The sequence below is a fragment of the Acidaminobacter sp. JC074 genome, assembly GCF_022496765.1.
Lineage (GTDB): Bacteria > Bacillota > Clostridia > Peptostreptococcales > Acidaminobacteraceae > JABXKX01.
The window spans coordinates 73,971-86,601 of the sequence record NZ_VANV01000007.1; the positions used below are offsets into that span (position 1 = coordinate 73,971).

General features: G+C 34.2%; 17 protein-coding genes. All 17 read right to left on the reverse strand.

Annotated features, from left to right (window positions below; genetic code table 11):
- Positions 1-151 precede the first annotated feature (151 nt).
- The 17 genes from EZV73_RS08755 to EZV73_RS08830 all read right to left on the reverse strand — a co-directional run bounded on the left by EZV73_RS08755 (position 152) and on the right by EZV73_RS08830 (position 12,461).
- Positions 152-331, reverse strand: coding sequence for a hypothetical protein (locus EZV73_RS08755; RefSeq protein WP_240839901.1), 180 nt, complete (start codon positions 329-331; stop codon positions 152-154).
- A gap of 59 nt (positions 332-390) precedes the next feature.
- Entirely contained in the window at positions 391-558 is a 168-nt protein-coding gene (locus EZV73_RS08760) for a hypothetical protein (RefSeq protein WP_240839903.1), read from the reverse strand.
- A gap of 379 nt (positions 559-937) precedes the next feature.
- Complete coding sequence (locus EZV73_RS08765) at positions 938-1,570, reverse strand: hypothetical protein (RefSeq protein WP_240839905.1); 633 nt, start codon at positions 1,568-1,570, stop codon at positions 938-940.
- Entirely contained in the window at positions 1,567-2,130 is a 564-nt protein-coding gene (locus EZV73_RS08770; protein WP_240839906.1) for an RNA polymerase sigma factor, read from the reverse strand. The genes EZV73_RS08765 and EZV73_RS08770 overlap by 4 nt, the downstream gene beginning before the upstream one ends.
- Before the next feature lie 266 nt (positions 2,131-2,396).
- Entirely contained in the window at positions 2,397-2,663 is a 267-nt protein-coding gene (locus tag EZV73_RS08775; protein ID WP_240839907.1) for a hypothetical protein, read from the reverse strand.
- 14 nt (positions 2,664-2,677) lie between these two features.
- Positions 2,678-3,466 (reverse strand): glutathione S-transferase family protein, encoded by a 789-nt coding sequence (locus tag EZV73_RS08780; protein ID WP_240839908.1) that lies wholly within the window; start codon positions 3,464-3,466, stop codon positions 2,678-2,680.
- A 42-nt stretch (positions 3,467-3,508) separates the two neighbouring features.
- Complete coding sequence (locus tag EZV73_RS08785; protein ID WP_240839909.1) at positions 3,509-4,444, reverse strand: glutathione S-transferase N-terminal domain-containing protein; 936 nt, start codon at positions 4,442-4,444, stop codon at positions 3,509-3,511.
- Position 4,445: 1 nt separating this feature from the next.
- Positions 4,446-4,892, reverse strand: coding sequence for a MarR family winged helix-turn-helix transcriptional regulator (locus EZV73_RS08790; protein WP_240839911.1), 447 nt, complete (start codon positions 4,890-4,892; stop codon positions 4,446-4,448).
- A gap of 31 nt (positions 4,893-4,923) precedes the next feature.
- Positions 4,924-5,361: a Fur family transcriptional regulator gene (locus EZV73_RS08795; RefSeq protein ID WP_240839912.1), complete on the reverse strand. Its 438-nt coding sequence runs from the start codon at positions 5,359-5,361 to the stop codon at positions 4,924-4,926.
- Positions 5,362-5,392: 31 nt separating this feature from the next.
- Complete coding sequence (locus EZV73_RS08800; protein WP_240839913.1) at positions 5,393-6,214, reverse strand: EFR1 family ferrodoxin; 822 nt, start codon at positions 6,212-6,214, stop codon at positions 5,393-5,395.
- Positions 6,215-6,576: 362 nt separating this feature from the next.
- Complete coding sequence (locus EZV73_RS08805) at positions 6,577-7,488, reverse strand: alpha/beta hydrolase (protein ID WP_240839915.1); 912 nt, start codon at positions 7,486-7,488, stop codon at positions 6,577-6,579.
- Positions 7,489-7,516: 28 nt separating this feature from the next.
- Entirely contained in the window at positions 7,517-8,392 is an 876-nt protein-coding gene (locus EZV73_RS08810; RefSeq protein WP_240839917.1) for an alpha/beta hydrolase, read from the reverse strand.
- Positions 8,393-8,422: 30 nt separating this feature from the next.
- Positions 8,423-8,818: a hypothetical protein gene (locus EZV73_RS08815; protein ID WP_240839919.1), complete on the reverse strand. Its 396-nt coding sequence runs from the start codon at positions 8,816-8,818 to the stop codon at positions 8,423-8,425.
- A 10-nt stretch (positions 8,819-8,828) separates the two neighbouring features.
- Positions 8,829-9,701: a S9 family peptidase gene (locus EZV73_RS08820; protein ID WP_240839921.1), complete on the reverse strand. Its 873-nt coding sequence runs from the start codon at positions 9,699-9,701 to the stop codon at positions 8,829-8,831.
- Positions 9,702-9,805: 104 nt separating this feature from the next.
- Positions 9,806-10,123, reverse strand: coding sequence for a 4Fe-4S binding protein (locus tag EZV73_RS28980; protein WP_369123959.1), 318 nt, complete (start codon positions 10,121-10,123; stop codon positions 9,806-9,808).
- Positions 10,124-10,536: 413 nt separating this feature from the next.
- The gene (locus tag EZV73_RS08825; protein ID WP_240839922.1) at positions 10,537-11,436 is read right to left on the reverse strand and encodes a S9 family peptidase; all 900 of its coding nucleotides are present in this window, start codon (positions 11,434-11,436) and stop codon (positions 10,537-10,539) included.
- Positions 11,437-11,501: 65 nt separating this feature from the next.
- Entirely contained in the window at positions 11,502-12,461 is a 960-nt protein-coding gene (locus EZV73_RS08830; protein WP_240839924.1) for an SDR family oxidoreductase, read from the reverse strand.
- Between the last annotated feature and the right edge of the window lie 170 nt (positions 12,462-12,631).

A 12,631-nucleotide genomic window follows, 5' to 3' on the forward strand; every position in this document is an offset into this window, starting at 1 on the left:
GATAAGATAAAAGAGAGTTTGTCATATAATAGAGAAAGGAGCCATAACACAGTGAATATGCAATCACTTATGTTATGGCTCCTAACAATTTTACAGTATAGATCGTTGTGATTTCTTAACGAAATCTTCACTATATAGTGTTACCTTAAATCTACAAAAGTATTCTTAAAATATCTAAGTTGAACTTAACATAATCTGCTTGGTCTTGTTTATTTATTTTCCTATACTCAGGAACCTTTTTACTCTTAATTTTCAACATGTTTAATACGTCTCCTTGTACCTCTATTAATCTATTTCCAACATTTTTTATTCTTGTTTGATTAGCTGTCATAATGACCCCCTTCCTAAAGGAATCAATTTTTATAGCCTGGTCCAGTGATGCTTCTAATCCTACATTCTCATCCAAGCATCACTAAAAATGCTAATATCCGATTCAATTCCTTTACTGCTGTTTCCTTCTAAACTCACTTGTAGACACCAGAAATCATCTTGCCTAGTATTTACCCGAGAGTTGCTGATTGTATTTGATTCTATGTATCTTACTTGCACTTTATTCATTTTCCCACCTCATCATTTTATCTAATTATTCCTTTTAAGGATATTTTTTCTATATTTAAGCATAAAAAAACCGTAGCAACCTACGGATAGTCTCTCAATCTTATATAACTAGAAAACATACTCCAAATGTAGGGATATCTTAAATATTCTTTTGTCAGTCTTATTAGTTAGCATAATCATTTTTACTACCTCCCATAACTCGTTGTGTGTCGTCCAATAAACTATAAACAATATAACACAAGACTTATAGTGATACAAGCACAGAAGCGTTACAGAATTATTACACCAATGATTTCAAGAGACTTTCCTTATAATCAGATATAAGGTTATATAAAAAAAGAAGTTGAAAATCAACTTCTTTTTGTGAGTCCAATCCTTATTAATAAACAATTATCTCACTCACCGTAGCTCTATAAAATCCATCAACTAAATCAATATATAGTTCCTGTTTCGCTATTAACTTACCTGAATCAAATGCTGATACTGTGATGACTGAATGTTCACTGATTTCATCAATGTCATAGGAATAAGGCGCCCAGTACCAAGTCTTATTCTGATCGATAACTTCATCAGCATTGTGTTCAGATATCAGACTATCCCAATTTAATATAGTACCTCCATCTACACTAATTTTGATATCAACCTCATCACTGACTGCACCAAAATGCAAAGGAAAACCTGGTACACTACTCATCATAGGGCTATACTTTGGTAATAGTACTTCCACACTAGGCTTTAACTCAGTCGCTACTGCATGCTCTATATAAGAAGGACTTAAGAATTGGTTCTCATCCTCTGCAGCATAGGCCGCTATAATAAAGCCGTCAAAGTCATTGGTCATTATGTTGCTTATACCAAAGAAGACAATTACAAACATGGAAGCTATGGCAGCAACTTGTTTAAAGTATTTTTTATAGATGTTCAATCTTTTTATATTGGATGGTGCTTCTGCTTCTTCAATAAACTTTGAATCTATTTGACCAATTCGCTCTAATAAATCTTCATTTTTCATATTTTTATACCTTCACTTTCTAAGTGCTTTCTAAGTTTTTTTCTTGTTCTAAAAAGTATTTGTTTGGTGTTTGCTTCAGAAATCCCATACTCGTTTGCTATTTCTTTTATAGAAGAGACATGCCAGTATCTTCTTACAAAAACCATCCGCTGCAATTTAGGCTGTTTAGTTAAAAAGACATTGATGGCCTTAACAATCTCCTCCCCATCTGCTTGCATTTCCATATTTGTACTTGGATCTTCTATTACTTCATTTAACTCATCAAGCAAGATATTTACACGACCAAAGTTTCGCTTTTGAGCCTTATTTTTCTTGAACATGTTCAAAGACAGTCTTCTAGTAATGATCCCTACAAAGATCCTAAAGTTATCGGGTACCGCAGGTGGTATAGCTTGCCATACTTTTAGATAAGTATCATTAACGCATTCCTCAACATCTTCATGGTTATCTAAAATATTCTTACCAATCGCAAAACAATAGCTTGAATACTTTTTTGCTGTTTCTTTTATCGCCTCTTCGTCTCTATTTCTATAGAGCTTTATTATTTCATAATCGTCCAATGTCTACTCCTCTCATTACATTTGAAAGCTTTCACCTTAATAGACAACTTTTATATTTGTTGGTTACATAATTTTTAAATACTAGTTTGTAATCTTCTCTTTATTATATCATCTTTCTGATATCTAGATAATCGTGTGAATGTCCTATTGCATCTTGCTATAAAACTCATACTAATATAAAAAACAGCAATTTCTTGCTGCTTCTTATCATTGTACTTTCAACCTATTAAATCATACAAATCAATGTCTTTTACTATTTCAAACCATTAGCCACAACCACCATAACAAGGTTTTGATAAGTCAATTACTATTGATTTTCCAGTCTTGTCTTTGGTTTTAACTTGATATCTTGACTCACCATTTTGTTCATAGATACTCTCAATTCTATAATTCTCTTTATCAAATTCCTTAGTAAAGGTTTTTAGCTCGTTTTGAACTCTAAACACATAAGTTGATTGATCTTCACTTATCAAGTAGCCTACTGCAATAGAATCCTTTTTTTCCTTGCTATAAATCCTATATATTCTATTCATCACGCACTCCTCTTCTAATCCATGTACTTACTGCTCTTTGACAACATTTTTAAATAGTAACCACCAATTTTTAGTCCGGCTTTCGGTAATTTGGTCCTCTTATTCCATGAATCTCTTTGACTGATATCATTTAGCCATCTTTCAATATTCTTATAGGGAGAAACATCAAACCCAAGTGTACTTAAGAATACTATATCAGGTGCCCAAGCAAAATCAGCTACACTTATTTCATCACCCATGATATAAGAAGATTGTTTTAATTGATCATCAAGCATTCTAAGTTTTGCATGATTAATATCAAGAACTTCCTTTTCTTGAGCCTTTGTCATATGATAACCACGTTTTTCAATAAAATTAAGTTTATTAGGATTATGCTTTTTATACTTCCCTATCATATCTTTTCTAATAGGCCTACCTGATTTATTCTTATACAGTATGCCTATAGCTGTTTCAATATGAGTTCTTGTTGCAGACTGAACCCACTCCCACATGTCACTTTCATCCTCAGGTGTTAAAGTAGGATTTGGAAATGCTTTTTCAATGTACTTTAAAATATTTTCACTACCATAAATGGCTAGGCCATCATGTATCATAGCTGGAATGCTTCCTTGAGGGTTAATTTTAAGGTATTCAGGTTTAAAGTTTTCATACTTTAACAGATTTACCTGAACTTGTTTCCAGTCGAGTTTCTTCTCCTCCAGCATTAATGCCGATCTAAGATAATTATTTGACCCCGTCGATCCAAAGAGATAAATCCCCTTTAAATCTTTCAATTTATTTTCTTTAAGAATTTCTATGCTCATATACTTATCCTTTCCTTTGTATTTTTCTCAGTTTGTTAACAACTACATACAAGCGCCTAAAGCATTTTTAGGAAAGTGTACATGTATCACACCAGTTTCTTTGGTTTCACGTCTCAAAATAATTTTGTGTTCATCCTCTCCAACAATAACTCCAGACACAGGTAATGTAGCTTGTCCTGCAAAATCATTGGGTTGTAAAGAGACTTTGCTGCCAATTCTGCTAGTCTTTAGCATATGCTCTGGTATTTCAGCAGGTTCGTTTTCTCGAGCAGTCTTGAGTGCATCCATGCCATCTATAGGAGTTGGTAAACTTTTTCTCATTGACTTCATATGTCTATACCACTTCATTACATGAGGATACTTTTCAATGGTATGCAAATTATTGTTAAGCTCTTGATACCATACATGGTGATAAAGAGAAAAATCTACTACAGCTGGTTCTAAATCCATCAATAGATAGGTTTGATTCTTCAAAATGTCATTAAATCTATGCAAGTATCCTTCTTTCTCTTTTACAGCTTGATCAAATGGCAGACTTTCAACTTCAACGCCTTTAAAACTCTGTACTCTGCCAATAAGAAATCCTGAGAAGTCTTTAATTGAGTAATCCTTAAAGTAAGAACTCAAAAGCTGCTTTTTTGGTATGGATGATAAAAATGCTATAAAAGCTCCTCTTTCCATCTCAATTGCCATTTGGCGGTCATCACCTAGGTTTTCCTTACTAAATGACTTTCTACCACTTAAAAGGGCTAACTGGTGTGTGATGACATCGGTATCACAATACATATCAGCTCCTACTTGTAAGAGTGGTATTCGTCTACTATAGCCTTCAACTAAAAGCCTTTGAACTTCTCGTTTATTTGTGTGAGTGGGTGCATCCACTCGTAACCAATCAAGTCCAGCTATATCTAACATTAATCTTATCTTTTCTGAATAGGCAGATCTCTTAACCTGATGCAGTATTATTTTCTTATCCATTTTATCCTCCTAATTTCTCTAAAATGTTTTGCAAACTGTTTAACTCTTCTTCTGTTAAAGTGTCCATTTTACGAGTCTTATTTATGGTCATTTGTATCTTATCTAACAAGTTATTTCCTTTATCAGTTAGCCTGATATAGACCTGTCTTTTATCCGTCTTATCTCTGAGTTTTACAACCATCTGATTTTCTACCAGTTGTTTAAGTGACCTTGATACATTGGGACTGTCGTCTATCATTTTTGATTTTATTTCTCCTACTGTTAGCTTGTTACCTTCCTGTTTTAAGACAATCATGATTTCATATTGTGTTATGGATAAGCCAAAAGGCTTTAAAAACTTTGTTGTATTCGCTTCTGTACGATGGCCAATATGAATTAGTTTCTTACTGACTTCATCCAAAAGCTGAAGCGCATTGCCACATATTTCACCACAGGATCTAAGTTTCAATTTCCTTCACCTTCCTTAATTAAGCTTACATCTAAGATTTATGTTCTTTCCTATCATATAAAGTTTCTTTATCATTACATAATTTACATACACCTGAAATTTCAACTTTCACATCATCTACTAGGATGCCAAAAGAGTCGTTAAGGAACTCTGTCATCATGTTTTTAACCGGGTATTCTATTTCCTCTACAAGGCCACAAGACTTACACAACATATGAATAGAGCTTTTATTTTTAATTTCATAGTAAGCAGTCCCTTTTAACCATAACTTCTCAATGATACCTAGTTCCTCAAACAAGTTTAGATTCCTATAAACTGTCGCGATACTTACTCTGTCACTTGGTAAACTCTCAGTACAAAGGTCTGCTGTAACATGTGGATGTGTGTGAATGTAATTTAACAAAGCTCTTCTTTGCATTGTCAACTTATAATGCGATTCATCAAACTTATCTATAATCCATTGTTCCATTCAATCCTCCAATAATAATCCGCGGAATATTTTATATATGAACAACCGGTTCACGCCTTATACTTCTTGTTGTTTCCAATTTGGTCATCATTTTCTTGAGTTTTTTACTCTCCATTTGAATGGCTTTGACTGGACAGCCATTGATACAAGCAGCACACATAATACATTTGTCTCTGTCTATGGTCATCGAATCTATATCTATGGCACCTACAGGACATCTCTTTTCACATTTTTTACATCCAACACACTTATCACCTATAGACAACTCATTCATAAACTTAGGCATAACAACTGAGACACCTGGTGTATGTGTGCCTAGAGCACATTTAACTTTTGTAAAAGTATCATCTCTCGAATAATCAATGCTTAAGGAATGATCAAAACTTAACTTTTTATTTACAATGACTTTGTCGTAAATCTGATGTCCAAAGTCTAAATGAATTGCCTTGTCCTTTGCATCAGGGCGCCCACTTGCAATATTAGGATTCAAACTACTTTGACCAATGAATGCACCTCCAGCGACCATCTTAAAGCCCCTAGACTCCATTTCCCTTTTCATAAGAATCAACGAATTACCGTAATAACCATTACCAAACATGACAACACTAACAAAAGGTGTGTTATTTCCCTTAAGTGTATTGAATATTTCTTCTGGTAGACCATACAAGCGTGTCCCTGTCATCATCCCTAATATAACCAGATCATTTTCATCAAATTCGTATGACTTTTCTCGATTACACTTGTCTAGCATATCGATTTCTTCTACTTCATCCAATGACATGCCCTCGGCAATATTTTTGACAGTTTTTTTCGTTGTTCCACTTGGACTAAAATAAATCAAATGTAATTTCATTATTCATCCTCCTTTATAGATTCCGCGGAATATATATTGTTTTATTTTTACCGCTTCCGCGGCATTTCAGTTTACTAGCTTAATAAAATACTAACATACTAAATTGACATCGTCAAGTGTATTCCGCGGAATATTTTTAATACAGTCTTATGTGATCCTAGATAATTTAACTTGTCTATTGTCTCAAATACTTTAGTTACATGAAAGGACAGCGATAAATCGCTGCCTTAAAAATTTCTATTGTCAGAAACTACTCTGTGAACTTATTGTATTCTCTATGGTTTCAGCTACTAAATTATAAATATTGCTTATTCAAAAGTATGCATGTACAAAAGAGTCATATACTAATCTTAATAATCAGTTTATTTCATATAAGTGTTAAACCACTCAACCATTTCTTGTGGTTTTTCTGAAAAATAAGTGTAACCATGAAATCTCATTGGTGTACCTTCAACCCATACCAGTTTCTTATCATTTGTACCCAAGTTGGCAAAAATATTTTCCATATCAAAAGGTTTTGTCATTAAATCATCTTTTACTTGTAACAAGAGTGTAGGCATTTTTACTAAATGAGCAATTTTCGGCATATCATATCGATCTACACCAAATCCTGTTTGCTCTCTTAATGCCTTATCATAAGCTTCAATAGCAAGACTGTACATTTGAGGAGGCATACCTGCACCATCTACCATTCTTTGAATCATAGGTTCACCTGAAAGTGGTTGAGCTGCAACTAAAGCTTCAATATCATTAAATGCTTCAGGCATTTTTTCCATGGCAATAAATGTCGCTTCAGCACCCATACAATTACTCTGAAGACCAATTCTAAAATCTTTTGTATCTTCTCTGTTTCTAATGTAATTAATAGAACCAACTACATCTTGCCACTCATAAGCACCAACTGTAGATATCCCACCGTTTGCCTCCTGGCTAGTTCCATGATTACGCATATCATATGTTAAGACATTATAGCCTGCATCATGTAATGCTTTATACTTAGGGATAAAGTTTACTTCGAAACCGCCACTTGTATTAAACTCTTCTAAGTGTCCAGGATAGCCATAACGGTTGCCAGGTGAAAAATGATTACAAATAATCACCTTATCAGAATCAGCAGGTATAAACCATGCATCTAACTCTATACCATCTAACGCTGTTATCTTTACATCTTCATAAGCCAGTCCTTCATCTTCTGGCGTTCTTAAGATTGGTGACCTTTTTGCTTGTACCAAAGCTGTTACAACTTGACTCATCATTGCTTGTAATTCACTCATAATGATCCTCTCTTTCGTCTATTCTCACTTACTTCATATATTTATTAAAGAATTCTACAAACTCTTCAGGTTTTGCTCCAACATAATCATAGGCAGCTGCTCTTTTCTTCTCAAGATCCGCCCATACCATTACCTTCTCAGTTGGAATAGTATCATAATACTTCTTAACAGAGTTCATGTTAGTCCATGGATCATTTGAATTCTGAAACACCATTACAGGAATGTGCACTTTTTTCAAATTGTCATAAGGCACTCTATAAAAATCCTTGCCTCCACGACCAAGATTGACATTATTCGCTCTGTTCACTAAGAATCTAGGCATACCCATGCCTTGTAAGAAATCACCATAATTCAAAGGTTGTACTGACACATAAGCTTTAATGTTCTTATAATTTTCCAATCCACCCTTTATACCAAAAGCCAATGAGGTTGCATTGGTACCCATACATATACTGAATAGGCCAATTGAAGCATCTTTGTAATCTTGGTGTTTCGAAATATATTTTACAGCTGCAATAACATCTTTTGCTTCCTCAACACCACCTGTTACATATGGTAAATTAGCTTTTCCACTCTTCCCATGATTACGAAAATCGTACATTAAAACTGAGTATCCATGATCTGTAAAGTGCTTAGCCTGTCTTAAAAAAGTAATATCAGTATCCCATAACTTAACACCACTTTTGCCTTTAGGTGTATAACCCGTTCTGCTACATTGGCTTGCAAAATGTTGTTGCAAGATGATTTTATCCATCCCAGGATTGATTATCCAACCACTTAATTCAACACCGTCTTCTGCTTTAAATGTTACAGTCTCATACTTAAGCCCATATTTTTCTGGTGTTTCAAATACCGGTGAATCACCAGGTACTGTTACCATATTCGCTATAAATTTTCCTAACATATTCTATACCTCCAACTATCTCAACACTTGTTATTTTAATAAGAAATCTCTCACTTCATCATTAAACTCACTATTAAAGGCTTTTGACCATGCTTCAATGCCATTACTTTTAGAAATTCTATTAATCTGCATCGTAGTAATCGCACTATTTGTTAGTGTTGCCATCTTTTTAACTGGTAAGTTTTCGGTATTATTACTGCCACCTTCCCATAATTCATTGATTTCTTTAGACCATGCACCTTTGGCTTGTCGATTGTTAATAAGTAACGCTTTAGTTGACCTATCCTCAATAGCATATCTAAGCAATTCGGCTATGGCTTGACCTTCTTCTAAAGTAACTCTAAAAGAATCATGCTTGATAATAAAAATCTGTCCTTCTTTCCAATGTGTTGTTGTTTTTGGTAATCTGCTATCAAATGTACTCATATGCCTCTCCTTATCTCATATATTTATCAAAGAACTTTGATAAAGTCTCTGCTTCCTTACCAATATAGTCGTACGACGCTGCTCTACTCTTGGCTAAATCAACCCAAAGCATTTCTTTTTCTGTGTTTAATTCCTTAAAATAATCTTCAACAAACTGCTTATTAGCCCAAGGATCATTGGTATTTTGAATAACCAATGTTGGCATATCTATTTTTTTAACATCAGGTAGGAATGATTTCTGATTTAAATCAAAACCTAAACGCTTTGTTGTTTCAACATTAACTCTTTTTGCAATAAAACCTGGAATGCCCATGGCCTTAACAAAATCTGGATAGATTAAAGGTTGAACAGCAACCATAGCAGAAATTTTGCCTTTTTCAATCAGATCATTACCAAATGCATAAGTCGTTGAAGCAGCTCCCATGCATATACTAAGTAGACCAATTTTTGCATCTCTATAATCAGGATGAGTGCTAATATAATTAACTGCAGCTGCAACATCTTTGGCTTCTTCAGGTCCCCATGATACCCATGGTCTTTCACTTTGACCGCTATCACCATGATTTCTAAAATCATACATGAGTACTGAATAACCTTTACTCACTAAATGCTTAGCTTGATTTAGAAAATGAATGTCCTCTTTCCACATTTTAATCATGCCCTTGCCTTCTGGTGTATAGCCAGACCGACTAGATTGAACACCAAAATGCGATTGAATGATCACTCTTTTATTACCACCTTTGATTAACCATCCTGATAACTCAACACCATCTTTTGCCTTAAAGGTAACATTTTCATATGATAATCCATAATCAGAAGGTTTATCAAATACAGGTGACGCGCCAGGTTTAATCATCATATCCGCAACATAATTCGTTAACATACTTTCCCTCCGTTCTCTTTCGCTTCTTTATATATCAATCATACAAAATCTCACTATTCAATGACATAAACCAATTGCTGATGGACTTATACATTTTCCTTATCTTACTGATTGAGTTCATTTACATCTATGTTTTTATTGATGTATTGATTGTTCTTACTGAGTCTCTTTCTCACATATATCGCTTGTCTTGGGCATACATGAACACATCCAAAACACTCTGTGCAGTTACTATTTACATGTGCCTTCTTATTGATCAACTGAATATTGTCATACGGACAAATCATTTGGCATTTACCACAAGCAATACACTTTTCTTCATCTACTTTTTTCCTTAAGAATTTTCTTGTGACAGCATTATAGACAAGTAACTCCGTTGCCTTGTGAATAGGGTGAAAGTTTGAGTTATTGATATATGTCATATCTAAAAATTGATTTGCAATCGTTTCTTCATCTACATAACGTTTATTACATCAACACCAAATAAGACTGGAAATGAATTGTCTATCATAGGTGCACTTAAAAACTTTTTAACCTGAACACCTTTTTAGCCATTATTCTGTTAAAGGTAAACTCTGCGTTTCCGGTGCCACCACCAGAAGTACATATGCCACTCACACTTTGGTGATCTTTGATATCAAATTCCTTTAGAAAAAGTCTTACATGAGGAGGGATATCCTCGCAGTAAAGTGGAAATACAAAAGTTATGTTTCTATCTTCATTGTTAACAGCTTTCTTTAAAGGTACAACTTACTCGTCTAGCTTTTCACCTAATCTTTTGGCAATACTAAAAGAGTTACCCGTTCCTGAAAAATATATAATCACTTGGCCACCTCTACTTAAACTGATTGTACCAATCGATCATTGGCTTTGTATGCTCTGAATAATAGGTATAACCCTTAAATCTTTGCTTAGTACCTTCAATCCAAAATAACTTCTTATCAGATACAGGAATAGCATCATAAATAGCCTGTATATCTCCTGGAAGTGTCGCTGAATCCTCTTTCACTTGAGTAACAAAGGTAGGTATATTAACAAAAGCTGCATCTTTAATAGGAGATGAATCTTCTGTACGATAGCCAAATAATTCTCTGTAGTATTTTTCAAATAGCTCAGGACCTTTACTACCCATACGTAAAGTTTTACTTAGAGTCTGAACCAATGCCTGACCTGATATGGGCTGTATTAACATCATCGATTTCACATCTTTAAAAAGATCAGGAAACTTTCTCATAGCTACGAGAGTAGCATTTCCACCTAAACACATACTATGAAGATGAATATCCATATCCTTGGTATCTTCTCTACTTTTAATGTAGTTCAACGAACCAATAACATCTTTATACTCAAATAATCCTGGATTATATCCACCGTTTTGAGCAGAGGCACTAAATCCATGGTTTCTTAAATCATAAGCAAGAATATTATAACCAGCTTCATGTAAAGCCTTGTATTTTGGTAAAAAGTTCACTTCGAAGCCTCCAGCAGATCTATAGGGTCTTATATGTCCTGCATAACCATATCTATTGCCTGGAGAAAAGTGATTACAGATCACAACTTTATTGGATTTCGTCTTAGAAGGAATATACCATCCTTCCAAGTTAACACCGTCTAAAGCTGGAAAAAAAACATCTTCATAGTCCATACCATACTCGTCAGGTCTTCTAAGTACTGGTGATCTATTTGCCTTGCAGACCATGCCTACTACTCGTTTCATTAACATGTCTCTAATCATCACTTATCTCCTTTTCTCATTTGATCTGTTACATTCATCGTTGAATAGATCTACACAATATTTAATCATTTTAATCCCACCATTTCCTTACTTACCTCTGTTAACTTTAATGCAATCTTCATATTATGGGCATTAGGATTAGGAGATTTCATAGGCCATCCACCTCGTCTACATGCTTTATCAGAGTACAATAGAGAGTTTTGACTAAAATACTCACCTGAATGATTAGGTACATCATCATCTAATAGACAATGTAAACTTGTTTGAGCAGCATCTTCATTACTCATTATTGTCAGCAGTGGAGCCACAGGTGTTAATAGTACATTTTGAACAAATGCTGTGAACCCTTTGCCTGCTAAGTTTGATTTAGCCCATCCAGGGTGTACTGAAACAACTGTTGAATCTTGGTCTTTAACACGTTCAGCCAACTCTTTTGCATAAAGAAGGCTTGCTAATTTCGATTCACAATAAGCATCGGTTCTATTAAAGTTTCTGTTTTCATAATTCAAATCCTCAAAATGTATATTTGGACGTTTCTTATTACTACCTGCATGTCCAATAGATGACAACATCACAATCCTAGATCCCTCTGTATTATTTATGATGTCTAAAAGACTTTCTGTTAATAGAAAGTGTCCTAAATGATTGACACCAAACATCATCTCAAATCCTTGTTTTGTCCTTTTCGGTATTTGACCACTTGTTACCATCCCAGCATTATTAACTAGACCATCTATTTTATTTAACTTACTTCTAACTCTTTTGGTAAATAACTTAACAGACTCCAAATCTGATAAGTCTAACTGTTCAAAAGATACAGTGCCCTTAAACGATGTAAAAGACTTTGCAACTTCCTTCGCGGAGTCAACCCTTCTACATGCCATAACTACATGTGCACCTTGCTTAACCAATTGTCTAGTTGTCTCAAGGCCTACTCCTGAATTTGCTCCTGTTACAATGTAGTTCTTTCCATTTAAGTCTTTTTCAAATAAATTCTTATCACATCTCAGTGTTGGTATAATCATTTGCCTACCTCTTTTCTATAATTTTCTCATTGAGTTTTATCAAGTATCTGCAATAATCATATTAAAAAATGTCTATTCTTTAAATAAACCAATTGCTGACAGGCTTATACATTTTCCTTATTCTTTAAAATCAGCAAAATGTATAAGTCTCTAGGGAATAAGTATATGGG

What these genes read in the sequence shown, in the direction of transcription:
- EZV73_RS08755 (WP_240839901.1), bottom strand. Translation starts at nt 331, where the DNA reads ATGACAGCTAATCAAACAAGAATAAAAAATGTTGGAAATAGATTAATA.
- EZV73_RS08760 (WP_240839903.1), bottom strand. Translation starts at nt 558, where the DNA reads ATGAATAAAGTGCAAGTAAGATACATAGAATCAAATACAATCAGCAAC.
- EZV73_RS08765 (WP_240839905.1), bottom strand. Translation starts at nt 1,570, where the DNA reads ATGAAAAATGAAGATTTATTAGAGCGAATTGGTCAAATAGATTCAAAG.
- EZV73_RS08775 (WP_240839907.1), bottom strand. Translation starts at nt 2,663, where the DNA reads ATGAATAGAATATATAGGATTTATAGCAAGGAAAAAAAGGATTCTATT.
- EZV73_RS08780 (WP_240839908.1), bottom strand. Translation starts at nt 3,466, where the DNA reads ATGAGCATAGAAATTCTTAAAGAAAATAAATTGAAAGATTTAAAGGGG.
- EZV73_RS08785 (WP_240839909.1), bottom strand. Translation starts at nt 4,444, where the DNA reads ATGGATAAGAAAATAATACTGCATCAGGTTAAGAGATCTGCCTATTCA.
- EZV73_RS08795 (WP_240839912.1), bottom strand. Translation starts at nt 5,361, where the DNA reads ATGGAACAATGGATTATAGATAAGTTTGATGAATCGCATTATAAGTTG.
- EZV73_RS08800 (WP_240839913.1), bottom strand. Translation starts at nt 6,214, where the DNA reads ATGAAATTACATTTGATTTATTTTAGTCCAAGTGGAACAACGAAAAAA.
- EZV73_RS08805 (WP_240839915.1), bottom strand. Translation starts at nt 7,488, where the DNA reads ATGAGTGAATTACAAGCAATGATGAGTCAAGTTGTAACAGCTTTGGTA.
- EZV73_RS08810 (WP_240839917.1), bottom strand. Translation starts at nt 8,392, where the DNA reads ATGTTAGGAAAATTTATAGCGAATATGGTAACAGTACCTGGTGATTCA.
- EZV73_RS08815 (WP_240839919.1), bottom strand. Translation starts at nt 8,818, where the DNA reads ATGAGTACATTTGATAGCAGATTACCAAAAACAACAACACATTGGAAA.
- EZV73_RS08820 (WP_240839921.1), bottom strand. Translation starts at nt 9,701, where the DNA reads ATGTTAACGAATTATGTTGCGGATATGATGATTAAACCTGGCGCGTCA.
- EZV73_RS28980 (WP_369123959.1), bottom strand. Translation starts at nt 10,123, where the DNA reads ATGACATATATCAATAACTCAAACTTTCACCCTATTCACAAGGCAACG.
- EZV73_RS08825 (WP_240839922.1), bottom strand. Translation starts at nt 11,436, where the DNA reads ATGATTAGAGACATGTTAATGAAACGAGTAGTAGGCATGGTCTGCAAG.
- EZV73_RS08830 (WP_240839924.1), bottom strand. Translation starts at nt 12,461, where the DNA reads ATGATTATACCAACACTGAGATGTGATAAGAATTTATTTGAAAAAGAC.